We start from the raw sequence: 26,847 nt of genomic DNA, 5'->3' as shown, positions 1-26,847 counted from the left end.
GTGTCCATCACGGGGGTCGTGGTGGACCGGGCGGGGCCGTGCGTCGCCGGCGGTCTGGTCGAGGAGCGCGATGACGTCGCGCTCGCGGAAGCGGTGTTTTCCGCCCGGGGTGCGGATCGAGGTCAGCCGGCCGGTCTTCACCCAGCGGGTGACGGTCTTGGGATTCACCCGGAACATGGCGGCCACCTCACCGGAGGTGAGAAGACGCTGGTCCACGGGGCTCACCGGTGGGCCTCGGCGATCTGGTGGAGGCGGACCTGGACTTCGGCCAGCCAGCTGAACGTCTCGCTGTGGCCGCCGTCCCAGGAGGTGAGGGTGTACTCCCACCCGTACCACCTCTCAGTGCGGGTGAGGTGCCAGCCCAGTTCGCGCGCCCGTTCGGACTCGCGGCAAAACGCCGCGTAGTTCGCCGAGGGCGACGAACCAGGCACCCCCGGACGGGGTTGAGAAGAGGCGGTAGAGCGGGTGATTCCTGAAGAGTCGTGCGTCATGAGGCGGCGCCTCCACGGAAAGGCCGGTCGAACCGGCGAAGGTGGTACTCAGGTTGGTCCATAATCATGGAGGCGGCTCGAAAATGCAACGGTGCTATTTTGGATCGGGGCGATTGCGTAGTAATGCGAAGATCGTGAAGAGGGAGGGTCGGTATGATCAGCGCACTCGGCCCCTCAGAGAGGAGAAGACATGCCTGGAACTGGGGAAAGCAGCCCACCGGTACGCAGAAGGCATCTGATGCTCCAGATGAGGCGGCTCCGCCAGGTCGCAGGTCTCTCCCAAGAAGAAGCGGCCGAGAGAATGGGGTGGAACCGTTCCAAACTCCACCGGCTCGAATTCGGACGCAACCAGAAGATCAAGGCCAGCGACGTCATCGCGCTGTGCCGCTTGTACGGGGTGTCCGATGCCGAGACGGACGCGCTCGCCGACCTGGCACGCCAGTCAGGGAAACGGAGCTGGTGGCACCGCTACTCCGACATCCTTCCCGGCCCTTACATCGGACTGGAGGCGGAAGCGACCACGATCCGCGAGTATGAGGTGACGCTGGTGCCGGGCCTGCTCCAGACCGAGGACTACATCCGCCAGATCCTCAGGCACAGTGCGGGCTCCAGCGAGGACGAAATCGAGCGTCGCGTCACAGTGAGGCTCGAACGTCAGAAGATCCTGACCCGTCCGGATAGCCCGCCGCGCCTGTGGGCGATCCTCGACGAGAGCGTGATCCGTCGCGAGGTCGGCGGCCCGGAGGTAATGAAGGCGCAGATTCAGCACCTCATCGACATGAGCCGGCTGCCGAACGTGGATATTCAGATTCTGCGCTTCAGCGTGGGTGCGCACGCTGGCGTAGCCGGTTCGTTCGTCATTCTGGACTTCTCTGGGATGGACCAGGTTGTTTACATCGAAACCGACCGTGACGGCTTCTACCTGGAAGACACTGATGAGGTCGAACGCTATAGGCTTGTCTACGACAAGATCCAAGCGGCAGCCGGATCTACAGAGAGCACGATCGCCTTCTTGGAGGACGTGCTCTCCGAGATGTGACCCGCTTCCCTGAGTACCTCGAAGGACCCCTGATGGACCTGCACATGAATTGGCGTAAGTCCAGCTACAGCGCGCCGAGCAGCAACAACTGCGTGGAGGTCGCGGATCTCCCCGCGGCGACCGCCGTGCGCGACTCCCAGAACCCGGACCTCGGCCACCTGACGTTCCCGTCTTCCGAGATGGCCGCGTTCGTCACGGCCGTTCGCTCCGGCGAACTTTAGACGTCAATATGAAGACCCCCGGCCAGGTCCCGGCCGGGGGTCTTCCCTGAGTACCGGATTCATCGTACCCCTTCAACTCTCGTGAGGATAGAAGCCGGTTATGGCCGTGAGGACATGGAGAAGACGTTTTTTCCTTGTCCCGACCACTCGGCCACCGAATTTCCGGGCTCCTTCCCTCATAGCCGGTAGTCCTCTCTGAGGTAACGGTGAGCCCGGGTCCGCCCTGGACAGGACCGCCCCGCCATGCGTCGCCGACCTCGCCCCACAATCTCCGGGAAGCGCAGTGGACCGCTTCGAAAGGAAGCCGAGATGGCCCCGCACCCCCACTCCGGCCAGACGCTCCTTCACGCGCTGAAATTCCGCACGTCGTCCTACAGCGACCGGAGTAACTGCGTCGAGGTCGCTGACCTTCCTGGTGGTACGGCGGTCCGTGACTCCAAGCACGCCGACGAATCCCCGGTCCTGTCGTTCACCGCGGCCGAGTGGACCGCGCTTCTCGGCGCGATACACGCCGACAAGATCTGACCCGGGACGCGGGAAGGCTCCCAGAGCGATTCACTGCTGGGGCCTTCGATCCTGGTCCTCTGGGAGGACCTCACCTGGGGCCAGCGTCTCCGACACCGGACGTGGTCGCCGGGGTTCCCGAGCTACCCGCTGGCCGGATCGTGTCGCCGGGCTCGTCCGCCCCACAGCCGGTGGCCCCTTCCGGGTGGTGGCGCTCCTGATCCGGCGTCGGGGACAGGTGGCGGCTCCCTCGCGGTCTCGGTGCGGCACGTGCCCACGCCACGCGCGGACGGGGCCGGGGCGGAGCCGTGCGCGCAGGTCGGCGTGTCCCGACCGGTTTGACCTGAAGTGCGGTTGAGGTTCCACGATGGTGCGGTGACTGACACCGGAATCACCCTGATCGACACGTGGGAACTGCCCGAGGAGCGGATCGACGAGTCCGTCGCGCGCTGGCGCGAGCGCGTCGGGCTCATCCACACCGCCCCCGGGTTCCGGGACGCGCGCCTGCACCGCAGACTGCGCCCGGACTCCCGGCTCGGCCTGGTCAACGTCGCGCACTGGGACAGCGCCGAAGCCCGGGACGAGGCGCTGGCCGATCCCCGCTTCACCGCGTCGGCGGCCACCGCGGCCGGCTATGCCACCGTGCACGGCGGCTGGTACCAGGTGGCGGCCGAACTCCGCGCGGCGGAGGAATCGGGCGAAGACCCCGGGATCACCTTCATCAACGCCTTCGAGCTACCCGCCGAGCGGGTCGACGAGTTCCTGCCGCACTGGCTGGACCACGCCGAGCAGCTGAGCCGGGCGCCCGGCTTCCGGGACGACCGGCTGCACCGCGCGGTGAGCCCGGACACCCGCTTCCAGCTGGTCGGCATCGCCCACTGGGACAGCCCCGAAGCGTGGCGCGCGGCACACGAGGACCCCCGCCTCCGGCAGCGCCCGCCCCTCCCTCCCGGCTTCGCCACCGCCACCCCCGCGCTCTTCCGGGTCGTCGCCGGGTTCTGAGCGCGGGGCGAGGCCACCGGGGCTCATCCGTCGGGCCGGGAACGGCTCGCCCCCGTGACGCGCCCGCCCCGCCGGTGTCCCGGCCCCTCAGTCGCCGCCGCCCCGGTGCCGCCCCTCCTGTCCGCCGTCGGTCAGAGGGGGACGTCCACGGGCGCAGACGGCCCGCGCCACACCGGATCGCCGGTCCGGCCGGATAAGGACACCTGGAATGCCGACGGCCCCGCGCCGGGTTCGACGCGGGGCCGGGACGAGGCGGAATCGGCGTTACCGGCCGGCGACCGCGACGGTGGGCTCGCCGGAGGCGACACCGGAGTCGCGCATCTCCTCGGCGATGCGCATGGCCTCCTCGATCAGGGTCTCGACGATCTTGGACTCGGGCACGGTCTTGATGACCTCGCCCTTGACGAAGATCTGCCCCTTGCCGTTGCCGGAGGCGACGCCCAGGTCGGCCTCGCGGGCCTCGCCGGGGCCGTTGACGACACAGCCCATGACCGCGACCCGCAGGGGCACGTCCATGCCCTCAAGGCCCGCGGTGACCTCCTCGGCCAGCGTGTAGACGTCCACCTGGGCCCGGCCGCAGCTGGGGCAGGAGACGATCTCCAGACCGCGCTGGCGCAGCCCCAGCGACTCGAGGATCTGGGTGCCGACCTTGATCTCCTCGACCGGGGGCGCCGACAGCGATACCCGGATCGTGTCGCCGATCCCCTCGGCGAGCAGCGCGCCGAACGCCACCGCGGACTTGATGGTGCCCTGGAAGGCCGGGCCGGCCTCGGTCACGCCCAGGTGCAGCGGGTAGTCGCACTGCTCGGCCAGCAGCCGGTAGGCCTGGATCATCACCACGGGGTCGTTGTGCTTGACCGAGATCTTGATGTCGCGGAAGCCGTGCTCCTCGAACAGCGAGCACTCCCACAGCGCGGACTCCACCAGCGCCTCGGGGGTGGCCTTGCCGTACTTCTCCATGAGCCGCTTGTCCAGCGAACCGGCGTTGACGCCGATGCGGATCGGCACGCCGGCGTCGCTCGCGGCCTTGGCGATCTCGCCGACCTTGTCGTCGAACTTCTTGATGTTGCCCGGGTTCACGCGCACCGCGGCGCAGCCCGCGTCGATCGCCGCGAACACGTACTTGGGCTGGAAGTGGATGTCGGCGATGACCGGGATCTGCGACTTCTTCGCGATGATCGGCAGCGCCTCGGCGTCGTCGGCGCTGGGCACCGCGACGCGCACGATCTGGCAACCCGACGCGGTCAGCTCAGCGATCTGCTGGAGCGTGGCGTTGACGTCGGCGGTCAGCGTCGTGGTCATCGACTGGACGGACACCGGGGCGTCCCCTCCGACGGGGACGTTGCCGACCATGATCTGCCGCGATTTGCGCCGCCGCGCCAGCGGACGCGGTGGGGCAGCGGGCATTCCAAGATCGACGGACACGCGGTTTCACCTCGCCGGCCGCCGGGGTCGGCCGGCGGCGTCGTTTCGGGGTCAGAAGGACCAGGCGGCCACGCCGGGGCGCGGCGCCGTAACGGCGACGCGGGAGCTCGCCTCTGCGTCATCCGTTCGACTGCAAGGCTACCCGCTGCCGCCGGGAATCCGTGCCGGGATGACCAGGTTCAGGGCTTTACGGCCTGGAGGCTCCCGGCGGCACGCCGCGGTCACTGGATCAGCCGCACCGGGTTGAAGATGTCGGCGACCAGCAACATCAGGCTGAAGCACAGGAAGCACACCACGACGACGTAAGCGAAGGGCATCAACTGGGCGACGTCGAAGGGACCGGGATCGGGCCGTTTGAACAACTTGGCCCAGCCGCGGCGGACCCACTCCCACAGCGCGCCGAAGATGTGCCCGCCGTCGAGCGGCAGCAGCGGCAGCATGTTGAAGGCGAAGAGGAAGAGGTTGACGCTGGCCAGCATGTTCACCATGAACGCGATCCGGTCCATGACCGGGATGGGCTGGGCCAGGATCTCGCCCCCGATGCGGGAGGCCCCCACGATGCCCACCGGGGAGTCGACCTCGCGTTCAGCGCCGAGGAAGGCCGCCTGGAAGACGTCGGGCACCTTCGAGGGAAGCGTGATGATCGCCTCTCCGACGCCGATCGCCATGTCCCCCATGCGCGTGGCGGTCTGGGCCAGGCTGAGCGACTGGCGCTCGCTGGTGGGCTCGAACCCGAGGAACCCGGCCGGGACGGTCTCGGGTACGGCGCGCCCCTGCGCGTCGAGGACGGGGTCGCCGTTCTCGTCGAGCTTGAGGATCGTGTCACCGTTGGCGTCGCGGGCCACCACCCGGTTCTCGATGAGGTTGGCCGACAGGTCGATCCGCTCGCCGTCGCGCTCGACGGTGATGGTGGCCGGGCCGATGGTGTCGCGGATCTCGGAGCTGACGGCCTGCCAGGTGGGGGTCTCCTGGCCGTCGATCGCGACGATGCGGTCGCCGGGCAGCAGGCCGGCCTGCGCGGCGGGGGTGGGCTCGGCACCCTCGGCGCAGTCGCGTTCGGCGCTGTCGGCGGCCACCACGCACTCCTGGACCGCGCCGACGACGTTGGTCGGCTGCTGCACGCCGATGCCCATCATGGCGATGCAGAACAGCACGACAGCCAGGATCAGGTTCATCCCCGGGCCGGCCGCCATGACGATGAGCCGCTTCCAGGGGGCGCGCTGGTAGAACTGGCGGTTCTCGTCGCCCGGTTCCATCTCGACGTAGGACGCCTCGCGGGCGTCCTCGATCATGGCCCGCCAGCGCGACATCGGCTTGGCGGGGACGGCGTCGCCCTCCATCGCGTCAGCGGTGGCCTCGACCCGCTTACGCGGCGGGATCATCCCCACCATGCGGACATATCCGCCCAGGGGAACGAGTTTGATCCCGTACTCGGTGTCCCCCCACTTCCGCGACCACAGCGTCTTGCCGAACCCGACCATGTACTGGGTGCAGCGGATGCCGAACATCTTGGCCGTGGCCAGGTGGCCTAGTTCGTGCCAGGCGATGGACAGCAGCAGCCCGAGGGCGAACACCACGATCCCGAGTGTGGTCAGTAAGGCGACCATGCGCGACTCCTCAAGCGGACTGAGCGATCAGCTCCCTGGCCCGGACCCGCGCCCACTCATCGGCCGCGTAGACGTCCTCCAGGGTCGGGACCGGCGTGGCCCCCGCCTCCCGATGCTCCGAGACTACCCGGGCCACCGTGTCCACGATCGAGGGGAAAGCGAGCCGTCCGCCGAGGAACGCGGCGACCGCCTCCTCGTTGGCGGCGTTGTAGACCGCCGGCGCGGTCCCTCCGACGGCCCCGACCTGGCAGGCGAGCTCCACCGCGGGGAAGGCCGTGCCGTCCAGGGGTTCGAACGTCCAGGTCTGGGCCGTGGTCCAGTCGATGGCCGGGCCCGCGCCGGGCACCCGCCGGCCGTCGTCCAGCCCGTGGGCGATCGGGATGCGCATGTCGGGCGGCCCCGCCTGGGCCAGGGTGGAACCGTCGCTGTACTCCACCATCGAATGGATCATCGACTGCGGGTGGACGACGACCTCGATACGCTCGAACGGCACGTCGAACAGCAGGTGCGCCTCGATGACCTCCAGCCCCTTGTTGACCAGCGTCGCGGAGTTGACGGTGATGACCGGGCCCATGCTCCAGGTGGGATGGTTCAGCGCGTCGGCCGGCGTGACGGAGGCGAGCTCGGCGCGCGAGCGTCCACGGAACGGCCCGCCGCTGGCCGTGATGACCAGCCGGCGCACGTCCCCCAGGTCCGCCTCGACCCGCCCCTGGGCCAGGCTGGTCAGCTCGGCGTCGGGCACGCGCGGGAAGCACTGGGCCAGCGCGTAGTGCTCGGAGTCGACCGGGACGATCTGCCCGGGCCGGGCCGCCGCGCGGACCAGCGGGCCGCCGATGATGAGCGACTCCTTGTTGGCCAGCGCGAGCCGGCGTCCGGCCCGCAGCGCGGCCAGCGTCGACTCCAGGCCGAGGGCGCCGGTGATGCCGTTGAGGACGACGTCACACTCCCATGCGGCCAGCTCGGCCACGCCCTCGGGGCCGGCGAGGACCTTGGCGCCGCTGCCGTGATCAGCGAGGGCGCGGGCGACGGCGCCGACCGCCCGTGGGTCGGCGACGGCGACGGCCTCGACGCCCAGCGCGGCGGCCTGCTGGGCGAGCAGGTCGGGGCGTCCGCCGCCGGCGGCCAGGCCGACGACCCGGAAACGGCCGGGGTTGCGGGTGACGATGTCGACGGCCTGGGTGCCGATGGAGCCGGTGGAGCCCAGGATGACGATGTCGCGCGGGCGAGGGATGGTCATGTCGTCGTCGAGACGTTCGGCGGTATGCACGTCTCCCATTGTCGCCCACCCCGGGGTCCTTCCCCCTCCTCTCCGGTGAGAAGCGCCGGAGTATAGGGGAATCAGCCCTCGAAGTCACTGTTCAACGCGGCTGCGACCGGCCAGGCTGGAAAGGTGCCTCCTGCCCTGCGACGGTCCGCGAAGTCCCCCATCGGCCGGACGACGTTGGTGACGCTCGTCTGCGCGTTCCTCGTCGCGGGGACGGCCTCGCCCGCTGCGGCCCACGCCCCGGCGCCGGCGAGCAGCGATCTCCCCTGCCTGGAAAGCCCCATCGTCGTGGAGCTGCCGCCCGAGGTCATGGACGCCAGCTCCGAGCGGGTGCGCTCGGGGACGGCCGAACCCCGCCCGCGCGCCCTGGGCCCGTTGGGGGAGCTCCTCTTGTTCCTCTCGCCACGGGAGTGCGACACGCCTGGCTGAGCCGGGCGGCCATCCGGGATTCCCGGGCCGTCCCGAGAGCGCTCCCAGGGACGGGAAGGGGCCGGCGCGACATCCACGAACACGACAACACAAACACAGGGTGATCAATCGATCACGCAAAGTATGGCAGAATCGCGAGCCATGACTTCCACCCTCGCTTCCAAGGTCCTGGGCCCACTCGCGGGGGCCGTCCTCATCACCACCGGCGTCACCACCGGGGCGCCCGCCTCCGCGGCCGACGCCGTCCCGCCCGCCGAGGGCGTCGTCCACCAGACGGCCGCGGCCGAGCCCTCCGGTCGGCGGACGACACTCGCCTACTGGACACCCGAGCGCATGGCCGACGCCGTTCCCCTGGGAGAGGTGCTGAGCGGAGCCCTCGGCGGCGCGACGCCCGGACGTCACCCCGCCGCCGCCGCGGCCCAGTCCACCGGGACACCCTGGGAGGGGGGCGGCCTGGTCACCTCCACCACCGGCAAGGTGTTCTTGACGCTGGACGGCAGCGACTTCACCTGCTCGGCCTCCGTGGTGCGGGCCGACAACCGCGACACCGTCGTGACCGCCGGGCACTGCCTCAAGGACGGCACCGGCTCGTGGGCCCGCAACTGGGTCTTCGTGCCCGCCTATGACGACGGCGCCGAACCCCACGGCCGCTTCCCCGCGCGCGAACTCCTCGTGCCGCCCGAGTGGGCGCGGCAGGCCGACGACAGCTACGACTTCGGCATGGCCGTGCTCGGCCCCAACAGCGAGGGCGCCCACGTCGCCGATGAGACCGGCACCCAGCGCATCGCGTTCGGCACCGGCAACAGCGCCGAGGTCCACGCCTTCGGCTACCCCTCGGAACGCCCCTACGACGGCTCGCGCCTGCACTACTGCGCCGGCCCCACCCGGCCCGACCGGCAGGGCACGACCGCCGCGGGGATGGCCTGCCGGATGACCGAGGGCTCCAGCGGCGGCCCCTGGCTGTCGGACTTCGACAGCTCGACCGGCACCGGCACGATCACCTCGGTGATCAGCTTCAAGTACTCCGACGACGCCGGCACCCAGTACGGTCCCCGCCTGGACGACGCGGCCGAACGGCTCTACCACAAGGCCCAGTCCCTGTAGTCCGCGGACCCCGGACACGCGAGGACCCGGGAGGGGCGCCTCCCGGGTCCCGCACCGTCCCCCGCGGGGAGATCGACGGCGCCCCTATCAGAGGGTGACGCCCGTCATGACCATGACGCGCTCGTAGGTGAGGTCGTCCATCGCGGCGCGGACGCCCTCCTTGCCGACGCCGGACTTCTTCACCCCGCCGTAGGGCATCTGGTCGGCGCGGAAGGACGGGACGTCGCCGATGATGACGCCGCCGACCTTGAGCTCGCGGTGGGCCCGGAAGGCCACCTGGAGGTCGCGGGTGAACACGCCCGCCTGAAGCCCGAAGTCGCTGTCGTTGACCAGCGAGAACGCCTCGTCCACGCCGGAGACGCGCTGGAGGACCAGGACCGGCCCGAAGATCTCCTCGCGCACCACCTTGGCGTCGCCGGGGACCTCGGCCAGGACCGTCGGCGCGACGGTCACCCCCTCGCGCGTGCCGCCGGTGAGCAGCCTGCCCCCGGCCCGCACGGCCTCCTCGACCCAGTCCGCGACGCGGATCGCGGCGGCCTCGTCGATGAGCGGGCCCACCTCGGTCGCCTCGTCGGCGGGGTCGCCGGTGGGCAGCGCCTCGACCCGCTCGACCAGCTTGGCGGTGAACTCGTCGTAGACGGACTCGTCCACGATGACCCGCTGCACGCCGATGCAGACCTGGCCGGCGGAGTTGTTGCCGAACAGGGCGACACGCTCGGCCGCCCAGTCCAGGTCGGCGTCGCCCAGGACGACGGCCGCCGCGTTGCCGCCCAGCTCCAGCGTCACGTGCTTGTGCGGGGCGCGCTTTTGCAGCTCCCAGCCGAACTGGCCGCCGGTGAAGGAGATGACCGGCAGCCGCTCGTCGGTGATCAGGGAGGAGGCGCGCTCGTTGGGCATCGGCAGGACCGAGACCATGCCGCGCGGCAGGTCCGTCTCGGCCAGGATCTCGCCGAGCACCAGCGCCGACACCGGCGTGGCCGGAGCGGGCTTGAGGATGATGGGCGCGCCCACCGCGATCGCCGGGGCGATCTTGTGCGCGACCAGGTTGAGCGGGAAGTTGAAGGGGGAGATGCCGAGCACGGCGCCCTTGGGGACCCGGCGGACCATCGCGATCCGGCCGGTGCCGGCGGCGTCGGTGTCGAGCCGCTGTAGCTCCCCGCTGTCGCGGCGGGCCTCCTCGGCCGCCCAGCGGAACACCGACACGGCGCGTCCGACCTCGCCCCGGGCCCACTTGATGGGCTTGCCGTTCTCGGCCGTGATGATCTGCGCGATCTCCTCGGTGCGTTCGGCCAGCCGCCGGGACACGTGCAGCAGCGCCTCGGCGCGCACGTAGGCGGGCAGCGCGGCGGCCTCGTCGAGGACCGCGTGGGCGGCCGCGACGGCCTCCTCGATCTGGGCCTCGGTGGGGACCGAGACCGTCGCCACGACCCGACCGTCGTAGGGGTGGGTCACCGTGATCTCACTGTCGCCGGTCGCGGCGGTGCCGGCCAGCCAAAACGGACGCGTAGACATGTCTGTGACGCTACTGCCCGCACCCACGGAGTCCTTTGTCCGGTTCGTCCCATCCGGGCGGGACGGCTACTCCATCCCGGCCAAAGGGCGGCCGCCGCGGGGACGGCCGCCCCGCCCTCACTCCGCCGTCGAGGCGGCGCGGACGCCACGCCACCACCGCAGGACCCGGCCGAGAAGGTCCACGGGCTCCTCCCCGCCGTCCACCTCGGCGTAGCCCCCCTCAGCGTCGTCCTCATCGGCCGCCGGCGACCGCGGCGGCGCCTCGACCGCGGGAAAGCGCACCGGGAGCGACACCAGGCCGCGCACGAACAACTCCTCGCGCCAGCGCAGCTCCTCGGCCGGGACCGCGAGCCGGACCCCGGGCAGCCGCTCCAACAGGCGCTCCACGCCGACGCGGACGATCCGCAGCGCCAGCGACTGGGCGGGACAGCGGTGCGTCCCCACCCCCCACATCAGGTGCGCGCTGTTGTGCCCGGGGGGCAGAGCGGACTCGGCCGGCACCGCGCCGGCCCCCAGGCGGGGGTCGGCGTGGGCCGCGGCGAAACCGATGATGAGCGGCTCGCCCTCGGCGACGAGGGTGCCGTCGATCTCGACGTCGCGCGTGGGAAAACGCGCGGCGAGCATCTGCAAGGGGGGCTCGCTCCAGGCCACATGGTCGATGACCTCGTCCAGCAGCAGACCACCCGAGGCGTGGTCGCGCCCGATGCGGGAATCGGCCAGCAGCGCGCGCAGGACGTTGCCGAGCAGGTTGGCCGTCGGCTCGTGGCCGGCGCCGGCGAGGACGATGAGCTGGTCGGCCATCTCCGCGTCGCTCAGGGCCGCCTCGTGGGCCATCATCCGGCTCGGCAGGTCGTCGCCGGGGCGGACGCGCTTGCGCTGCACGAGCCCGACGAAGTAGTCGCGCATCCGGGCCACCGCCTCGGCCCCGACCGTGCCGTCGCTGGCCCACAGGCTGGCGGACAGGTGGCCGAGGGCGTGACCGTAGACGTCGCCGAGGCCGAACAGGCGGTTGACCAGCAGCGCCGGCAGCGGGGTGGTGTAGTCCCTGACGAGATCGGCCTCGCCCCGCTCGCAGAAGGCGTCGATGAGGTGGTCGGCGATCTCGGTGATGTCGCGGCGCACGCGCGCCTCGGGCACCTGGGCCAGGGCGTCGGCGATGGGGGCGATCAGCCGGGCGTGCTCGGCCCCGTCGGCGTACAGCGCGCTGGAGCGGTAGGCCATGGTCGGGCGCAGACCCGAGCCGAGCTTGCGCCGGCCGTCACGGATCTCGTTCCAGCGGCGGGTGTCACGCGAGTAGGTGGCCCAGTCCCGCAGGACTTCCAGGTTCTCCTCGTAACCGAGGAGGAGCCAGGCGGTCAGGTCCGGCTCCAGGCGGATCGGCGCGATCTGCCCGTACCGGGAACGCAGGTCCGCCCACAGCCTCGCACGCTCGGCGCTGGACACCTCGTAGATGGGCACGGGGGAGGATTCCAGGGGGCAACCGGAGGGAGCGGAGGGATCAAGGCTCACGAGACACGTCCTGAGGCAACGGGAAGGGGACGACGCGGTGAGAGTGAGACTAGCCTCACTCCGGCGTCCATGAGGAGAAGACGCGGAGCAATCATCCCGTCACTCTTCGCAGACAAGCGGGGCGGAACCGGATAGGTTACCGATGCGCGAGATCTCTTTGTCGCTTCTTAAGTCGATAGGAGAGGTACGTCCATGCCGATCGCCTCCCGCCCTTCCGCCCCCCGCGGGGCGCTCCCCGTCTTCCTCGCCCTCCTCACCGCGATCGGGGTGGCCGGCCCGCTCGCCGCCCCCGCCCACGCCTCCCCCACCGCCCCGGCAGCGGCCCCCGCCACGCCCGCAGCCTTCCCCCCTCCCCCCGGCGGGGTCGCCGACCTGCGCGCCGACATCGACACACTGCTGCGCCACTCGTCCCTGGAGGGGGCCGACTCCGGGGTCGTCGTGCGCGGCCTGGGCCGCGACGACCTCCTCTACGCCCACGCGGCCCGATCCCCCCTCGTGCCCGCGTCCACCACCAAGCTGCTGACCGCCGCCGCGGCGCTGGAGGTGCTCGGCCCCGACCACCGGTTCACCACCACCGTGGAGGCCGGCACCGCCCCCTCACGCGGGGTCGTCAAGGGCGACCTGTACCTGGTCGGCACCGGAGACCCCACCCTGACCCCGGCCGCCTACGACGAACTCGCCGCCGACATCGCCGCGGCCGGCGTCCACGAGGTCACCGGCGACCTCGTCGCCGATGACACCCGCTTCGACGACCAACGGCTGGTCGACGACTGGGAGGCCGACGACGAGCCCTACTACTACGCCGCCCAGATCTCGGCGCTGACCGTGGCCGCCAACGAGGACTACGACACCGGCGTCACCGAGGTGACCGTACGCCCCGGCCCGGCCGAGGGCGCCCCGGTGGCCGTCGACGTCGGACCGGCCACCGGCTACCTCGACGTCGACTCCGACGCCCGCACCGGCGCCGCCGGAAGCCCCGACACTCTGGAGGTGACCCGCGCCCCCGGAACGAACACCCTGACCGTCACCGGCTCGCTGCCGGCCGACGGCGCGGCGTTCTCGGGCCTGCGCACCGTGCACGAGCCCACCGACTACGCCGCGCACGTGTTCGCCCAGGCCCTCGCCGACCACGGGGTCGAGGTCCACGGCACGATCACGCGAGGCACGGCCCCCGCGGCAACGGCCGAACTCGCCCGACGCGAGTCGATGGAGCTGGCGGACCTGCTCGTCCCCTTCATGAAGCTGTCCAACAACGGGCACGCCGAGATCCTGGTCAAGGCCATCGGCCACGAGGCGGCGGGAGAGGGGAGCTGGGCGGCCGGACTCGCCGAGGTCGAGGCCGCGGCCGCCGGGATCGGGGTCAAACCGCGCGGGCTGCACCTCAACGACGGATCCGGGCTGTCGCGTTCGAACCGCATGACCGCCGCCTTCGTGGTGGAGCTGCTCGCGCAGGCCCGTGACGAGCCGTGGTTCGACGTCTGGCGCGCCTCCCTGCCCGTCGCCGGACACCCCGACCGCATGACCGGCGGGACGCTGGCCGGCCGCATGCGCGGCACCGCCGCCGAGGGCAACGTCCGGGCCAAGACGGGCACGCTCACCGGGGTCAGCGCGCTGTCGGGCTACGTCACCGCCGCCAACGGCGAGGAGCTGGCCTTCGCGGTCGTCAACAACGGCTACCCGGGGGCCGCCCCGCGTGGCGTGCAGGACGCGATCGCCGTCCGCCTGGCCGAGTTCTCGCGCTCCGGCCCCGTCCCCTCGTCGCTGTTCCCGGTGCCGCCCCAGGGGCCGTGGGACGGTGGGCGCCACGCAACAGAGGACCTGGAGTGCTCCTGGGCCGGCGCCTGCTGACCCGCGGCGCCGGAGCCGTTCCCCTCCCGTGGGCGGGACCACGGAAGGTCACCAGGTCTCGGCGACCACTTCCACCCTGCGGTCGGCCGCGCGGTCGCGGGGGGCTCCGGGGCCGCCCGCGGGCTGGTCGGAGCCGTGCGCGCTCACCTCGAACGTGACGTCGGTCCTGGTGAGCGCGTCGCGCAGGAGCGATTCGACCGTGCGCGCCCGCTCCATGGAGACGGTCCGGTTCACCTCGTCGGGACCGGTGTTGTCGGCGTGCCCGGCGACGCGCACCAGGGAGGCCCCCTCGGCCGAGGCCCGGGCGGCGAACTCCCGCAGCTCGCGTCTTTGGTCCGCGGCGAGCGTGGTGTGGCCGCTGGCGAACCACACGGTGGTGTCGGCGGCGATCGCGGGACCCGCGACCGCCGCCACCGCGCTGGGAACCCGCTCGGCTTGCTCGGCCGGCACCGTGACGGTACGGGCCGGGGGCTCGGCGGCGACCGGCTCGGTCAAGGTGGCGGGCCCGATGGCCAGCACCAGGTAGGTCGTGACGAGCATCCCGATCAGGGGCAGTGTCGGGGCGAAGGGCCACAGGGCGGGCTCGCTCCACAACGGGACCCCCGCCACCGCGTGGGAGGCGGATCGGGGCCGGTGGGCTCGCTGTCGTCTCTTCTTCTTCTTCTTCTCGCGTCCTGCCACGCGAGGAAGAATAGAAAGAACGACGACCTCTTCCGGCCACTTTCGTGAAAAGGTTGCGCCGTAATCGGAGTCAGTGTTTTACCGTTTTGCGAATTGTCGGAATTCCTCCGCCCCCAACGCGCTTTTCCGCTCCCGGCGTACCTTTTCGGTCCGACGCAAAGCGAGGATCGCTCACAGCGTCGCCCCCGCCCCTCGGCCTCCCAGCGCCTCGTTGACACAGCGCAGGACCGGCGGGGCGGCCACCCGCCGCGCGTCCAGCCCGCTCACCCCCTCCACCACGAACGTGTGGCTCTCGCCCGGCAGCAGGGTGACCAGCGCGTCGCTCACCCGCGCCGCGCCGTCCAGCCGATCCGCGAAGAGCGTGACGTCGCGGAGCAGGGAACGCGCCGTGACCGACACCCGCGTCACGCCGTCGCCCACCTCCGTCCCGACCTCGTAGTCCGGCTCGGGCAGGGCCAGCTCCACGTCCTCGGCAAAGAACCACCAGGCCCGGTCGGTCTCCTCCCCCGCCACGACATCGACGGTGACCAGCTCCCGCGCCGGATCCCCGGCCCGCGCCACCGCGTCGGGCACGGCCAGGCGCAGCACCCCGCGCGGACCGATCCGGAACCCGGCCTCGGCCTCGGCCACGACCGCGCCGTCCAGGCCGCGGCGGGCCATGCGCACCCCGCCCTCCCAGCGCAGGGCGGTGTCGTTGCACACCACCACGCTCAGCCCCGCGCGGCCCGGATCCGCCTGCACGGTGACCAGCCGGTCCCGGTAGGCCCGGCGCAGCGCGTACCACAGCGGCTTGGGCCGGCCCGCGCCGTCAACCGCCGACCAGGAGGTCACCGGCCAGCAGTCGTTGAGCTGCCAGACCACCGCGCCCGTGCACAGCGGCCACTGGGCCCGGAAGTGCTCCACCCCCAGGCTGATGGCCCTGGCCTGGTTGACCTGGGTGAGGTAGTGCCAGTCGTCGAACCCCTTGACGGCCCCGAAGTGGGGGGCCAGCCCGCGGGCGAGCTTGCCGTCGCCGTCCTCGGCCTTCTGGTGGTGGCGGACGCCGGGCGAATCGGGGGCCAGTGGGTCGTCGCCGACCGCGGCCCGCAACGTGGCGTGGGCCGGGGGCGCCTGGAAGCCGAACTCGGCCACGAAACGCGGCCGGTAGTCGAGGTAGCCGGTGTAGTCGCGCCGGTTCCACACGTCCCAGATGTGCATGGGGCCGTGGTCCGGGTCGTTGGGGTGCACGTCGGAGCGCCCCGAGTAGGGGCTGCCCGGCCAGTACGGCCGGGTCGGGTCCAGCTCGGCCACGATCCTCGGCAACAGGTCCAGGTAGTACCCCTCCCCCCAGCTGCGGCCCGCCAGTTCCTCCTTCCACCCCCAGTCCTCGTGACCCCAGATGTTCTCGTTGTTGCCGTTCCACAGGACCAGGGAGGGGTGGGCGGCCAGGCGGACCACCACCTCGCGCGCCTCGGCCTCGACCTCCCCGGCGATCGGCTCCTCCTCGGGATAGGCCGCGCAGGCGAACAGGAAGTCCTGCCAGACCAGCACCCCCCGCTCGTCGCACAGCTCGTAGAAGTCCGAGCTCTCGTAGCGGCCCCCGCCCCAGATCCGCAGCAGGTTCATGTTCGCCCCGACCGCCTGGTCGATCCGCTCGGCGTAGCGTTCGCGGGTGACCCGGGCGGGGAAGCAGTCGTCGGGGATCCAGTTGGCGCCCTTGACCAGGACCGTCTCACCGTTGATCCGGAACGCGAACGGGGTCCCGTGGGCGTCGGGGCGGGTGTCGAGCTCCACCGTGCGAAACCCGACGCGCCGCCGCCACGTGTCGAGCTCGCCGCCGTCCCCGCCCAGGGACAGTTCCAGGTCATACAGCGGCTGGTCGCCGTGGCCGCGCGGCCACCACAGCCGCGGGGCCGGCACCTCCACCTCGACCTCGGCCCGGTTCCTCCCCGGCGCGACGGCGACCTCGCGCTCCTGCCCCGCGATGCGCGCGGTCAGGGTCAGCGGCACCCCGCCCCCCGCGTCGCTGCGCTCCACCTCGACGTGCAGGCGCACCAACCCCACGGCGCGCCCGCCGGGGCGGGAGGCGACCGTGATCTCGGGGCGGACCCCGGCCAGGCGCGCGGTGCTCCAGGCGTGCAGGCCGATGGGCTGCCAGATCCCCGCGGTCACGAGGGTGGGCCCCCAGTCCCAGCCGAAGTTGCAGGCCATCTTGCGGATGAACTGGAAGGGTTCGGCGTAGGCGGCCGGCCGGTGCCCGAGCCGCTCGCGCAGCCCCTCGGCGTAGCGGTAGGCGGAGCCGAAGGTGACGGCCAGCTCGCGGGCGCCGGCGCGCACCCCGGCCGTGACGTCGAACCGGTAGGAGCGGTGCATGTTGGCGGTGCGGCCCACCAGCCGCCCGTCCAGGCGCAGTTCGGCGACCGTGTCGAGCCCCGCGCAGACGAGGTCGATCCGTTCGGCCCGCGCCAGGGCGGCGACGTCCTCGACCCCGGGCAGAACGGTCGTGTAACACCAGTCCGAGCGGCCGATCCAGCCGAGCCGGGTCTCGTTGTCGTCGAGGTAGGGGTCGTCGATGAGGCCCGCGGCGAGCAGGTCGGTGTGCACGCACCCGGGCACCGTCGCGGGGACACCGCCCGGCGCGGTCACCGCCGCGGCCAGCTCCTCGGGGGGATGCGCGGGCGCGACGGCCCGCACGGTCCAGTTCCGGTCGAGGGGGACGTGGTCTGCCATGGCACTCCAGACGTCGAAGACGGGCGGGAAGGGACGCCGCGCCCCGGGGGCGCGGGGCGCGACGTCACGGTCTGCTCCTCAGGCGCGGGGGTCGGGACGGCACGGGCCGCCCTCGCCGTCCCCCGCGCACCCCACGAAGTGGCCCGCCTCGACCTCCACCAGCGTCGCGGAGCCGTCACCGGCGCCGGCACGGCCGTGGACCGGGCAGCCGCCGTCGTCGGCGGGCAGTTCCGCGTCGGCCTGCGCCCACGTCCGGTGCAGCCGCGGGACAGAGGAGAGCAGGCGCCGCGTGTAGGGGTGCAGCGGGTTGGTGAAGACCCGGTCGGCCGGCCCCGACTCGGCGATCGCCCCCCGCCGCAGGATCACCGCCGTGTCGCTGACGTAGTTGCCCAGCGACAGGTCGTGGGTGACGAACAGGATCCCCATGCCGCGGGCCTTGAGGTCGGCCAGCAGGTTGAGCACGTCGATCCGGGTGGAGGCGTCGAGCATGCTGATGACCTCGTCGGCGACCAGCAGCCGGATGTCCAGGAGCAGCGCCCGGGCGATGAGGATCCGCTGGAGCTGCCCCCCGCTGAGCTGGTGCGGGTACTTGCCGAGGACCTGGGCCGGGTCCAGGCGGACGACCCGCAGGGACTCCTCGATCCGGCGCCGCCACTCGGCCTCGCCCACCTCCGGGAAGTACTCGGCCCTGATCAGGGCGAAGACCCGGTCGGCCGGGAAGACCGGGTTGAAGGAGCTGAACGGGTCCTGGAAGACGCCCTGCACCCGGCGGTAGTACTCCTTGTGCGCGCGATGCCCGCGCAGCCCCGCCACATCGGTGCCCTCGAAGGTGATCGCACCGCCGGTGATGGAGGTCAGGCCGAGCACCATCTTGCCGATCGTGCTCTTGCCGCTCCCGCTCTCGCCGATGAGCGCGACCACCTGGCCCGACCGCACCTCGAAACCGACGTCGCGGACGGCGTGCAGCCGCTCCCGGCCGAAGGAGCCGACCCGGTAGACCTTGGAGACCCGATCGAGCCTGAGCATCCGCCTCACCCCGCCTTCCAGCAGGCGGCCCAGTGGCCGCGGTCGACCTCGACGAACGGTGGTTCCTGGTCGCACTTGTCGAAGGCCAGAGGGCAGCGCTCCCGGAACCGGCACCCCCTCGGAGGGTCGAGCAGCCCCGGCGGGCTGCCCGGGATCCCCTCCAGCCGCCGCTCGGCGTGGGTGACGCCGACCTCGGGCAGCGAGGAGATGAGCATGCGGGTGTAGGGATGGCGGGGACCGTTCACGACCGCTTCGGCGGTCCCCTTCTCGACCGGTTTCCCGGCGTACATCACCATGATCGTGTCGGCGATCTGGTTGACCAGCGAGATGTCGTGGGACACGAAGATCATGCCGGCCAGGTAGCCGCGGTCCCGGAATTCCACCAGGGTCTGGGCGACCGCGCGCTGGGTGGACACGTCCAGCGCCGAGGTGACCTCGTCGGCGATCAGCAGCGACGGGTCGAGCAGGGTGGACAGCACCATGACCACGCGCTGCTTCATGCCGCCCGACAGCTCGATCGGGTAGCGCCGCAGCACCTGCCCGGACAGGCCGACCAGATCCAGGCGGCGGAGCAGTTCGGCCCGCACCGACGCGGGACGCACCCCGCGCGACTCCAGGAGCTCGTCGATCATCCGGCCGATCCTGCGGGTCGGGTTGAGCGCGCTCATCGAGTACTGCGGGATCAGCGACACCCGGTGGTAGCGGAAAGGCGTCATCGCCGCCTGGTCGCCGATCGGCAGCTCCTCGCCGTCCAACCGGACGGTGCCACGGACGTGACGCATCCGCGAGTCCATGCGGATGAGGCTCTTGCCCAGGGTGGACTTGCCGCTGCCGGACTCGCCGACCAGGCCCATGATCTCGCCGTCGGCCATGGTGAACCCCACGCCCTCCAGGGCGTGGACGTCACCGCGCAACGTCCGGTAGTGGACGGTGAGGTCGGATACTTCGAGGCTCACGCCGCTCACGTCTCCCTCAGTCGCGGGTTGAAGACCTCGTCCAGGCCGACGTTCATGATGTACAGCGACCCGACGATGGCCGTGATGCCGAGGCCCGGCGGCACGAACCACCACCACATGCCCAATTGCAGGGCGCTCCAGCTCACCGCGCTGTGCATCATCAGGCCGAGCGAGACCCCCTGGGGCGGCCCCAGGCCGATGAAGTCCAGCCCCGCGGCGATGAGGATCGCCCCGCCGAACAGCAGGATGAAGGTCATGAACAGGTAGGAGCTCATGTTGGGCGCGATCTCCCGGAAGATGATCGCGTGCGCGCGCCGCCCGCTCAGCCTGGCCAGGTCGACGAAGTCTCGGGTGGCCAGCGAGAGGGTCTGGGCCCGGATGGCGCGGGCCGCCCACGGCCACGACGTCAAGCCGATGAACAGCGACTGCACCAGGATCCCGCGGGCCTCCAGGTAGGCGGCGGCGATGATCAGGACCACCATGGCCGGCAGCACCAGCACGATGTTGGTGATCATGTTGAGGACCTCGTCGACCAGCCCGCCCCGGTAACCGGCCACGAAGCCGACCACCATGCCCACAAGCGCCGCGATCCCGCCGCCGAGCAGGCCGACCAGGAAGGTCGAGCGCAGCCCGTGGACGAACTGGGCGAAGACGTCCTGGCCGAAGTTGGTGGTACCGAACCAGAACTCCGCGGAGGGCGGCTGGGCCTGGGGGCCGACATAGGCGTTGGGGCTGCCCCCCAGGAAGGGCGGGACCGCGAGGGCGGCGACCAGGAGCACCGCGACGACCACCGCCCCGGCCAGGAGCTTGGGGTTGCGCAGGGCGAAGTAGACGGTCTCGTTCCCGCGGCGCGGCGCCCCGACCGCGGCGGCCTCGCCCGGGCCGGCGCCCACGCCCTCTCCGGGCACCGGCCCGCCCGGGACCTGCTGCGCGCTCATGCGGCACCTCCCTGCATCTGGACCCGCACCCGCGGGTCCACCAGGACGTAGACGACGTCGATCACGAAGTTGGCGATCAGCACCCCGAGGACGATGAACAGGAAGGCGCCCTGGAGCAGGAAGAAGTCACGGTTGTTCAACGCCTCGAGGATGAGGTTGCCCAGTCCCGGATAGGAGAAGACGATCTCGGTGAGCAGGGCGCCGGCCACGATCGTGCCGAGCTGCAACGCCAGGCCGGTGAGCTGGGGCAGCAGCGCGTTACGGAAGGCGTAGCGGCGGACCAGGCGACGCGGCGCGCCCAGGGCCTCCAGATAGCTGGAGTAGTCCGCCTCCAACTCGTAGATGATCATGTTGCGCATTCCGATCGCCCACCCGCCGAACGCGACGAGGAACAGCGAGAGGAACGGCAGGAACCAGTGCAGCACCAGGCTGGAGACGAAGGCCCACGACAGCGACGGCTGCAACGCGAACCCGTAGGCCCCCGCGGTCGGGAAGATCCCCGCGACGATCCCCAGGCTCCAGGCGAGCAGGATCCCCAGCCACATGTAGGGCGTGGCGGTGAGGAGGTAGCCCACCGGCAGCACCGTGTTGTCCAGCCACCTGCCGCGCGCGGCGAACGCGCCGAACTTGTTGCCGGCGATCCAGCTCAGCAGGATCGCCGGGACGAGCAGCCCGAGGGTGTAGGGGACGGCCCCCAGGATCACCTCCGAGACCGGGGTGGGAAACAGCCACACGCTGGTGCCCAGGTCACCGCGGAGCAGGGAGCCCCAGAAGTTGAGGTACTGCTGCCACACGGGAAGGTCCAGGCCGAACAGCGAGGAGTAGTAGGCGCGCATCGCCTCCAGGGCCTCGGCGTTTCCCACCGACGCCCGGGCCAGCATGCTGCGCACGGGGTCCCCCGGCATGAACCGCGGGATCATCCAGTTGATCGTCACCGCCACGAAGAAGGTCAGGGCGTAGACGAAGAGCTTCCTGCCGAAGTAACGCCACACGGGGTCCTCCTGGAAACGCGGTCCGCGGCCCCGCTCCCGTCCCCCGAGGGGGCGGGGGACGGGAGCGGAACGGGGCGGGCGCCCCGGCCGCGGCGACCGCGGCGGGTCAGGCCGCCGGCTCGATCTCGGTGAGGGTCAGGATCGCGCCGAGCTGGTTGTAACCGCGCCACGTGGTCGGCATGTGGTCGGGCGTGTCCTCGGCGGAGGAGGGCCAGTTGGTCCAGGTCCCGTTGTTGACCTGCGACCACAGGCCGTTGTACCAGAGGGGGATCGCCGGCATCTCGGTGAGCTGGATCTCCTGGAGCCGGGAGATGATCTCCCGCATCCCCTCGCGGTCCTCCACCGGTGTGCGGGCCAGTTCCTCCACCAGCTCCCACGCCTCCTCGTTCTCGTAGCGGCCGAAGTTGACCGTGGTCTGCCGTTCCTGGATCGGCAGGCGGAAGAGGTAGTCGTAGTAGACCCACGGGGTGTTGCTGATCTGGCGCTCGTTGTTGATGAGCATGTCGAAGTCGCCGCTCTCCCGGGCGTCCTGCAACGCCGCGTCGTCGGGGAAGTCGGCGTTGAGGTTGATGCCGACCTCCTTGGCGCCCTCGCTGATGATGCGGATCGCCTCCATCCAGTCGGTCCAGCCGGAGGGGACGATGATCGTCAGGTCGATCGGGTCGCCGTCGGGGGTCTCCACCATGCCGTCGCCGTCGGTGTCGGAGTAGCCGGCCTCCTCCAGGATGCTCCTGGCCTCGTCGGGGTCGTGGGAGAAGCCGTGCTCCTCGACGAGGGCGGTGTCGATGTAGTCGTCCCAGTTGGGGAGCAGGCCGGTGGGGTCGGCCGCCTCGACCAGGTTGCTGTAGGGCCCCTCGACGATGCGCTGCATGTCGATGGAGTGCGCCAGCGCCCGCCGGAACCGCGCGTCGTCCATCGGCGCGCGCTCCAGGTTCATCACCAGCCAGGCGGTGTTGGCCGCGAGCATGTAAGGGGGCTCGGGGTAGTAGCTGGTGATCTGCGGGTTGCCGGTGATGGTCCGGTCGATGCCGGGCAGGAAGTTGTTGCTGATGTCGATGTCGTTCTGGGTGAGGAGCCCCAGCGCGGTGTCGTTGCTGGAGTTGACGATGTCGACGATGTAGGTGGGCTTGACGTCGAGGTCGAGCAGGTCCCGGGCCCACCAGTTCTCGTTCTCGGCCCAGACCATGCGGTCCTCGTCGTGGGTCTCGTAGAGGTAGGGGCCGGTGCCGACGGGGTTCTCGTTGGCCCCGGAGCTCACCTCCTCCTCGGACCTGTCGGCCCACAGGTGTTCGGGCACGATCGCGTTCATGTAGATCCAGTTGGCCCACTCCTGGTGGCGCGGCTCGGAGAAGGTGAGGCGGACGGTGTGGTCGTCGACGGCCTCGACCTCCTCCAGCCAGTTCCACAGGTTGCTGTAGGGGACCGAGTCCATCTGCCCGAGCTCGATGGTGAAGACGACGTCGTCGGCGGTGAACGCCTCGCCGTCGGACCATTGGACGCCTTCGCGCAACCGCAGTTCGTAGGTGTCCTCGCCGGTCCACTCCCCGCTCTCGGCCAGCCAGGGGATGTACTCGTCGGCGAGCGGGTCGTAGAGGAAGAGGGTCTCGTAGGCGTAGCCCACGGTGCCGGTGGCATACGTCCAGTTCATGATGGGGTTCCAGTTGGAGGGCGGCCCCCACTGGGTCCCGGTGGTGTAGAGGGTCTCGTTCCTGGGGTAGGCGCCGGCGCCTCCCCCGCCACCGCCGCCGCCGGTGCAGGCCGTGGCCGCCATGCCGACGGCCAGGAGCGCGGCCGCCAGTCTCGTCCGATTCAGCATTTCGGCTCTCCCTCCTCCGCGCCGGGGTGGGCGGGAGGTTCATCAGGGGGCAGGAGACCGGCCCGTCCCCCGGTTCGACGCCGGCGTGCCTGCTCCCCAACCGCGGTCCGAGTTCGTGTGGTCACTCCGCCACCAACGTCTTGAGAGCGCTCCCATATGGTCGGTGGAACTTTGACTTAAGCGGATAAGTTGAAGTGAGTGAAACATGGGGCCGCAATCGCGTCAATGCACCCGCGACCCCTCGTTACCCCTCTGTGACTCCCCTGGTCCGCGCGAGAGGCCCGGTGCTGCCACGGGGGACGAACTCCGCCGCCGGAGTGGCCTGGTCGGCCACCCGCCGCCCGGCCACGGCCTCGATGATCATCCGGGCCGCCCGCCTGCCGTGTTCCGCGACGTCGCGGCCGACCGCCGTCAACGCGGGACGCACCAGCCGGCACAGCACCGAATCGTCCCAGGCGACAACGGACAGGTCGGCCGGGACCGCCACCCCCATCTCCTGGGCCACCCCGAGCCCGGCCACCGCCATCAGGTCGTTGTCGTAGACCAGCGCGGTGGGCCGCTCCCGGGCGGCCAGCAGCCTGCGGGTGGCCGTGGTCCCCCCCTCGCCGGTGTAGTCGGTGTGCACGATCTCGGCCGTCTCCACCCCGAACTCCTCCGCCGCCGCGACGAAGGCGGCGGAGCGCGACGCGGTGTGCGCGAACTCCGCGGGACCGGCCACCCGGACGATCCTGCGGTGCCCGAGGGCCCTCAGGTACTGCACCACCTCGCGCATCGCGGCACCGTCGTCGGAGTACAGACAGGCAAGCCCCCCGGCGCCCTCGGGGCCGCCGACCACGATCGCCGGCAGCCCCAGCTCGGTGACGGCCGACACCCGCACGTCGTCGACGCGCAGGTCGAGGAGGAGCACCCCGTCCACCCTGCGCTCGGCCGACCAGCGGCGGTAGGTGGCGATCTCGGTCTCGATGTCCTCGCAGACCTGGAACAACAGGGCCGTGCCGCTCAGGGCGAGCTCGCTCTGCACGCCGGAGATCAGCTGCATGAAGAACGGTTCGACGCCGAGGACCTGGGCCGGGCGGTCGACGATCAGGCCGATCGCGCCGACCCGCCCCTCCGAGAGGGCGCGCGCCGCCGTGCTGGGCGCCCACCCCATCTCGGCCGCGATGGCCAGGATGCGGGCGCGCGTGGGCGCGGAGACCCCCGGCCGCCCGTTGAGGGCGTAGGAGACCGCCCCCGTGGAGACGCCGGCCGCCTTGGCGATGTCGACGATCGTTGGGCGCCGCGCCCTCACCATTGACGGACTCCGCTCAGTTAAGCGATTAAGTACACGTCTAGAGTAGCAAGTCCCGGTTCGTCCGGTTCCCCCTCCACGCGGCCGGCCGGCGCCACCCCGTGGTGACGCCGGCCGGCCGCCCTTCCTCACACCTCGACGCGCACCCGCGCACAGCCCTCGGCGACCTCGATGAGGACCCCCTCGGCGGTGGGGACCGCCCGGGCCTCGCCCTCGGTCACCCGCGCCGCCGCCACCCCCACCAGCACCGCCTTCCAGGCGGGCAGACGCTCGGCGTCACCGCGAAGGGTCACGACGCCGTTCCCGGCGTCGGTGTGGAAGACCGCGGCCACCCCGCCCCGGGCGTCGGGGATCACCGTGCGCCGCCGCGTCCCGGCCCCGGCCGCGCCGTAGACGCGCAGGGTCACCCCGTCGAGGTAGTCGTAGTCGGGCCGGTCCTGCACGGCCCCGACCGGCAGCACCGCCCCCGGGCGGACCAGCAGGGGCAGCGACCCGTGGTCGTGGGTCTCGCGCCGCCACGCCGGTCCCCGCACGGTCGCCCCGCTCATCAGGTGGGTCCACTCGCCCTCGGGGACGTAGTACTCCACCGCCCCCTCCGCGTCGAACACGGGCGCGACCAGGAGGTCGTCACCGAGCATGTACTGGGTGTCGAGGTGGTGGCAGGTGGGATCGTCGGGGAACTCCAGCAGCATCGCCCGCATCATCGGCGTGCCCTGCTCGTGCGCCTGGACCGCCGCCCCGTACAGGTAGGGCATCAACCGGCACTTCAACCGGGTGAACGTCCGGGCCACCTCGACCGACTCCTCGTCGAAGGCCCACGGCACCCGGTAGGAGCGGCTCCCGTGCAGCCTGCTGTGCGAGGACAGCAGCCCGAAAGCGAGCCACCGCTTGAACAGGTCCGGATCCGGGGTCCCCTCGAACCCCCCGATGTCGTGACTCCAGAACCCGAACCCCGACAGCCCCAGCGACAGCCCGCCGCGCAGGCTCTCGGCCATCGCCCCGTAGGTGGAGGCGCAGTCGCCACCCCAGTGGACCGGGAACCGCTGTCCCCCCGCCGTCGCCGAACGGGCGAACAGCACCGCCTCCCCCTCGCCGCGCACCTCGCGCAGCAGCTCGAACACCGTCTCGTTGTACAGGTGGGTGTAGCGGTTGTGCATGCCCTCGGGGTCGGAGCCGTCGGCCCAGCGCACGTCGGTGGGGATCCGCTCGCCGAAGTCGGTCTTGAAGGCGTCGACGCCCATGTCCAGCAGGACGCGCAGCTTGTCGGCGTACCAGCGGCGCGCCTGCGCGCTGGTGAAGTCCACCAGCGCCATCCCCGCCTGCCACATGTCCCACTGCCAGACGGTGCCGTCGGGTCGGCGCACGAGGTGCCCCAGCCGCGCCCCCTCCTCGAACAGCGCCGACCGCTGGGCGATGTAGGGGTTGATCCACACGCACACGCGCAACCCGCGCTCCTTCAGGCGGGCCAGCATCCCCTCGGGGTCCGGGAAGACCTCGGGATCCCACACGAAGTCGCACCAGTGGAACTCGCGCATCCAGAAGCAGTCGAAGTGGAAGACGCTGAGCGGGATGTCGCGCTCGGCCATCCCGTCGACGAAGGCGTTGACGGTCGCCTCGTCGTAGGAGGTGGTGAACGAGGTGGACAGCCACAGCCCGAAGGACCACGGTGGCGGCAGGGCCGGCCGGCCGGTGAGCGCGGTGTAGCGGGCCAGCACCTCCTTGGGGGTCGCGCCGTGGATGACGTAGTAGCGCAGCGCCTGGTCCTCGACGCTGAACTGCACCCGGCCCACCGCCTCCGAGCCCACCTCGAAGGAGACCAGGCCGGGATGGTCGACGAAGACGCCGTACCCGCGGTTGGACAGGTAGAAGGGGACGTTCTTGTAGGCCTGTTCGCTGCTGGTGCCGCCGTCGGCCTGCCAGATGTCGACGGTCTGACCGTTGCGGACGAGCGGGGTGAACCGCTCGCCCATGCCGTAGACGAGCTCGCGCACCCCCAGGGAGAGCTGGGCCAGCATGTGGTGGGCGCCGTCGGCGGTCTCCACGAACCCGGTTCCGCGCTCCTCGACACTGGTGAGCGTGCGCCCGCCCGCCCGGAATTCCAGCCGCCAGGGCCCCTCGGTGGCCACCCTGAGGGACAGCTCCCCGCTGTCCAGCTCGACCACGCCGTCCTCCCGGCGGACGCTCGGGGCCACGGCCGGATCGGCGGTCACGTCGAAGGCCGGATGGGGGCGTACCCCTCCGGCCAGGTGGACCACCTGCACCCCGATCACCCCGGGGGCCGGCGACCAGCAGTCGACGGTGAGCAGTGGCGCGTTGAGGGTGTCGCCGCGGTGGGTGACCGCGCGGACGGGAGCGTGGAGGGTGATCCTGTCGTCGAGGACGCGCACGTCGCGGACCTCGCGCGCGTAGTGCGCGCGCGTTCCCGCGCGCATCTGCCAGAACCCGTCGGTGAACTTCATCGGCCGCCTCCGTGGGGGTCGCGAATG

23 protein-coding genes are annotated in these 26,847 nt (G+C 71.4%); 7 read left to right on the top strand and 16 right to left on the bottom strand.

What is annotated here, in order from left to right; genetic code table 11:
• Together B5D66_RS23610 and B5D66_RS23605 are read right to left on the bottom strand one after the other, a co-directional pair.
• The coding region (locus B5D66_RS23610; RefSeq protein ID WP_268805654.1) for a BldC family transcriptional regulator at nucleotides 1–225 on the bottom strand (225 nt) is incomplete at its 3' end.
• Nucleotides 222–431, bottom strand: coding sequence for a hypothetical protein (locus B5D66_RS23605; RefSeq protein WP_144390297.1), 210 nt, complete (start codon nucleotides 429–431; stop codon nucleotides 222–224). The genes B5D66_RS23605 and B5D66_RS23610, both read right to left, overlap by 4 nt.
• Nucleotides 432–729: 298 nt before the next feature.
• On the opposite strand from B5D66_RS23605, the gene B5D66_RS23600 reads away from it, so the two are divergent.
• The 4 genes from B5D66_RS23600 (at nucleotide 730) to B5D66_RS23585 (ending at nucleotide 3,257) form a co-directional block, all read left to right on the top strand.
• On the top strand, nucleotides 730–1,530 hold the full coding sequence (locus tag B5D66_RS23600; protein WP_235001193.1) for a helix-turn-helix domain-containing protein: 801 nt from the start codon (nucleotides 730–732) through the stop codon (nucleotides 1,528–1,530).
• A gap of 32 nt (nucleotides 1,531–1,562) precedes the next feature.
• Nucleotides 1,563–1,751 carry a DUF397 domain-containing protein gene (locus B5D66_RS23595; protein ID WP_078764020.1) on the top strand — a complete coding sequence of 63 codons (189 nt, stop codon included), beginning with the start codon at nucleotides 1,563–1,565 and terminating at the stop codon, nucleotides 1,749–1,751.
• Between the two features lie 309 nt (nucleotides 1,752–2,060).
• Complete coding sequence (locus B5D66_RS23590; protein WP_078764019.1) at nucleotides 2,061–2,276, top strand: DUF397 domain-containing protein; 216 nt, start codon at nucleotides 2,061–2,063, stop codon at nucleotides 2,274–2,276.
• Between the two features lie 354 nt (nucleotides 2,277–2,630).
• Complete coding sequence (locus tag B5D66_RS23585) at nucleotides 2,631–3,257, top strand: antibiotic biosynthesis monooxygenase family protein (RefSeq protein ID WP_078764018.1); 627 nt, start codon at nucleotides 2,631–2,633, stop codon at nucleotides 3,255–3,257.
• 264 nt (nucleotides 3,258–3,521) lie between these two features.
• Here B5D66_RS23585 and ispG read toward each other — a convergent pair whose 3' ends face one another.
• The 3 genes from ispG to dxr form a co-directional block, all read right to left on the bottom strand.
• On the bottom strand, nucleotides 3,522–4,682 hold the full coding sequence (gene ispG, locus B5D66_RS23580; protein WP_078764017.1) for a flavodoxin-dependent (E)-4-hydroxy-3-methylbut-2-enyl-diphosphate synthase: 1,161 nt from the start codon (nucleotides 4,680–4,682) through the stop codon (nucleotides 3,522–3,524).
• A 221-nt stretch (nucleotides 4,683–4,903) separates the two neighbouring features.
• Complete coding sequence (locus B5D66_RS23575; RefSeq protein ID WP_078764016.1) at nucleotides 4,904–6,289, bottom strand: M50 family metallopeptidase; 1,386 nt, start codon at nucleotides 6,287–6,289, stop codon at nucleotides 4,904–4,906.
• Between the two features lie 10 nt (nucleotides 6,290–6,299).
• Nucleotides 6,300–7,526, bottom strand: coding sequence for a 1-deoxy-D-xylulose-5-phosphate reductoisomerase (dxr, locus tag B5D66_RS23570; RefSeq protein WP_078764025.1), 1,227 nt, complete (start codon nucleotides 7,524–7,526; stop codon nucleotides 6,300–6,302).
• 153 nt (nucleotides 7,527–7,679) lie between these two features.
• Here dxr and B5D66_RS23565 point away from each other — a divergent pair, with 153 nt between their 5' ends.
• Nucleotides 7,680–7,982 (top strand): hypothetical protein, encoded by a 303-nt coding sequence (locus B5D66_RS23565; RefSeq protein WP_144390296.1) that lies wholly within the window; start codon nucleotides 7,680–7,682, stop codon nucleotides 7,980–7,982.
• Nucleotides 7,983–8,123: 141 nt separating this feature from the next.
• Nucleotides 8,124–9,086: a trypsin-like serine peptidase gene (locus tag B5D66_RS23560; protein ID WP_078764014.1), complete on the top strand. Its 963-nt coding sequence runs from the start codon at nucleotides 8,124–8,126 to the stop codon at nucleotides 9,084–9,086.
• Nucleotides 9,087–9,173: 87 nt separating this feature from the next.
• Here the strand turns inward: B5D66_RS23560 and B5D66_RS23555 are convergent, their stop codons facing one another.
• Together B5D66_RS23555 and B5D66_RS23550 are read right to left on the bottom strand one after the other, a co-directional pair.
• Nucleotides 9,174–10,598, bottom strand: a complete 1,425-nt coding sequence (locus B5D66_RS23555; protein WP_078764013.1) for an aldehyde dehydrogenase family protein — start codon at nucleotides 10,596–10,598, stop codon at nucleotides 9,174–9,176.
• A gap of 117 nt (nucleotides 10,599–10,715) precedes the next feature.
• The gene (locus B5D66_RS23550; RefSeq protein WP_235001192.1) at nucleotides 10,716–12,056 is read right to left on the bottom strand and encodes a cytochrome P450 family protein; all 1,341 of its coding nucleotides are present in this window, start codon (nucleotides 12,054–12,056) and stop codon (nucleotides 10,716–10,718) included.
• 243 nt (nucleotides 12,057–12,299) lie between these two features.
• Between B5D66_RS23550 and dacB the strand changes: the two genes are divergently transcribed.
• Nucleotides 12,300–13,955: a D-alanyl-D-alanine carboxypeptidase/D-alanyl-D-alanine endopeptidase gene (gene dacB / locus B5D66_RS23545; RefSeq protein WP_078764011.1), complete on the top strand. Its 1,656-nt coding sequence runs from the start codon at nucleotides 12,300–12,302 to the stop codon at nucleotides 13,953–13,955.
• Nucleotides 13,956–14,003: 48 nt separating this feature from the next.
• Here the strand turns inward: dacB and B5D66_RS23540 are convergent, their stop codons facing one another.
• The 9 genes from B5D66_RS23540 to yicI form a co-directional block, all read right to left on the bottom strand.
• On the bottom strand, nucleotides 14,004–14,636 hold the full coding sequence (locus B5D66_RS23540; RefSeq protein ID WP_144390295.1) for an OmpA family protein: 633 nt from the start codon (nucleotides 14,634–14,636) through the stop codon (nucleotides 14,004–14,006).
• A 171-nt stretch (nucleotides 14,637–14,807) separates the two neighbouring features.
• Nucleotides 14,808–17,345, bottom strand: a complete 2,538-nt coding sequence (locus B5D66_RS23535; RefSeq protein ID WP_078764009.1) for a glycoside hydrolase family 2 protein — start codon at nucleotides 17,343–17,345, stop codon at nucleotides 14,808–14,810.
• A 78-nt stretch (nucleotides 17,346–17,423) separates the two neighbouring features.
• Nucleotides 17,424–18,371 carry an ABC transporter ATP-binding protein gene (locus B5D66_RS23530; RefSeq protein WP_078764008.1) on the bottom strand — a complete coding sequence of 316 codons (948 nt, stop codon included), beginning with the start codon at nucleotides 18,369–18,371 and terminating at the stop codon, nucleotides 17,424–17,426.
• A gap of 5 nt (nucleotides 18,372–18,376) precedes the next feature.
• A complete protein-coding gene (locus B5D66_RS23525) occupies nucleotides 18,377–19,327 on the bottom strand; it encodes an ABC transporter ATP-binding protein (RefSeq protein ID WP_078764024.1) in 951 nt (316 codons plus the stop codon).
• 5 nt (nucleotides 19,328–19,332) lie between these two features.
• Nucleotides 19,333–20,265, bottom strand: coding sequence for an ABC transporter permease (locus B5D66_RS23520; protein ID WP_078764007.1), 933 nt, complete (start codon nucleotides 20,263–20,265; stop codon nucleotides 19,333–19,335).
• A complete protein-coding gene (locus B5D66_RS23515; RefSeq protein WP_078764006.1) occupies nucleotides 20,262–21,257 on the bottom strand; it encodes an ABC transporter permease in 996 nt (331 codons plus the stop codon). Before B5D66_RS23515 ends, B5D66_RS23520 begins: the two co-directional genes overlap by 4 nt.
• Before the next feature lie 106 nt (nucleotides 21,258–21,363).
• A complete protein-coding gene (locus tag B5D66_RS23510) occupies nucleotides 21,364–23,073 on the bottom strand; it encodes an ABC transporter substrate-binding protein (protein ID WP_078764005.1) in 1,710 nt (569 codons plus the stop codon).
• 244 nt (nucleotides 23,074–23,317) lie between these two features.
• Nucleotides 23,318–24,364, bottom strand: a complete 1,047-nt coding sequence (locus B5D66_RS23505) for a LacI family DNA-binding transcriptional regulator (protein WP_078764004.1) — start codon at nucleotides 24,362–24,364, stop codon at nucleotides 23,318–23,320.
• A 125-nt stretch (nucleotides 24,365–24,489) separates the two neighbouring features.
• On the bottom strand, nucleotides 24,490–26,820 hold the full coding sequence (gene yicI / locus B5D66_RS23500) for an alpha-xylosidase (RefSeq protein ID WP_078764003.1): 2,331 nt from the start codon (nucleotides 26,818–26,820) through the stop codon (nucleotides 24,490–24,492).
• Nucleotides 26,821–26,847 lie beyond the last annotated feature (27 nt).

The sequence above is a fragment of the Marinactinospora thermotolerans DSM 45154 genome (assembly GCF_900167435.1).
Lineage (GTDB): Bacteria > Actinomycetota > Actinomycetes > Streptosporangiales > Streptosporangiaceae > Marinactinospora > Marinactinospora thermotolerans.
The sequence above is the reverse complement of the archived record's forward strand: the minus strand, read 5'-3'. Positions and strand labels throughout refer to the sequence as shown.

What these genes read in the sequence shown, in the direction of transcription:
- B5D66_RS23555 (WP_078764013.1), bottom strand. Translation starts at nt 10,598, where the DNA reads ATGTCTACGCGTCCGTTTTGGCTGGCCGGCACCGCCGCGACCGGCGAC.
- dacB (WP_078764011.1), top strand. Translation starts at nt 12,300, where the DNA reads ATGCCGATCGCCTCCCGCCCTTCCGCCCCCCGCGGGGCGCTCCCCGTC.
- B5D66_RS23530 (WP_078764008.1), bottom strand. Translation starts at nt 18,371, where the DNA reads ATGCTCAGGCTCGATCGGGTCTCCAAGGTCTACCGGGTCGGCTCCTTC.
- B5D66_RS23510 (WP_078764005.1), bottom strand. Translation starts at nt 23,073, where the DNA reads ATGCTGAATCGGACGAGACTGGCGGCCGCGCTCCTGGCCGTCGGCATG.
- B5D66_RS23590 (WP_078764019.1), top strand. Translation starts at nt 2,061, where the DNA reads ATGGCCCCGCACCCCCACTCCGGCCAGACGCTCCTTCACGCGCTGAAA.
- B5D66_RS23560 (WP_078764014.1), top strand. Translation starts at nt 8,124, where the DNA reads ATGACTTCCACCCTCGCTTCCAAGGTCCTGGGCCCACTCGCGGGGGCC.
- B5D66_RS23595 (WP_078764020.1), top strand. Translation starts at nt 1,563, where the DNA reads ATGGACCTGCACATGAATTGGCGTAAGTCCAGCTACAGCGCGCCGAGC.
- dxr (WP_078764025.1), bottom strand. Translation starts at nt 7,526, where the DNA reads ATGACCATCCCTCGCCCGCGCGACATCGTCATCCTGGGCTCCACCGGC.
- B5D66_RS23535 (WP_078764009.1), bottom strand. Translation starts at nt 17,345, where the DNA reads ATGGCAGACCACGTCCCCCTCGACCGGAACTGGACCGTGCGGGCCGTC.
- B5D66_RS23600 (WP_235001193.1), top strand. Translation starts at nt 730, where the DNA reads ATGCTCCAGATGAGGCGGCTCCGCCAGGTCGCAGGTCTCTCCCAAGAA.
- B5D66_RS23520 (WP_078764007.1), bottom strand. Translation starts at nt 20,265, where the DNA reads ATGAGCGCGCAGCAGGTCCCGGGCGGGCCGGTGCCCGGAGAGGGCGTG.
- B5D66_RS23575 (WP_078764016.1), bottom strand. Translation starts at nt 6,289, where the DNA reads ATGGTCGCCTTACTGACCACACTCGGGATCGTGGTGTTCGCCCTCGGG.
- yicI (WP_078764003.1), bottom strand. Translation starts at nt 26,820, where the DNA reads ATGAAGTTCACCGACGGGTTCTGGCAGATGCGCGCGGGAACGCGCGCG.
- B5D66_RS23505 (WP_078764004.1), bottom strand. Translation starts at nt 24,364, where the DNA reads ATGGTGAGGGCGCGGCGCCCAACGATCGTCGACATCGCCAAGGCGGCC.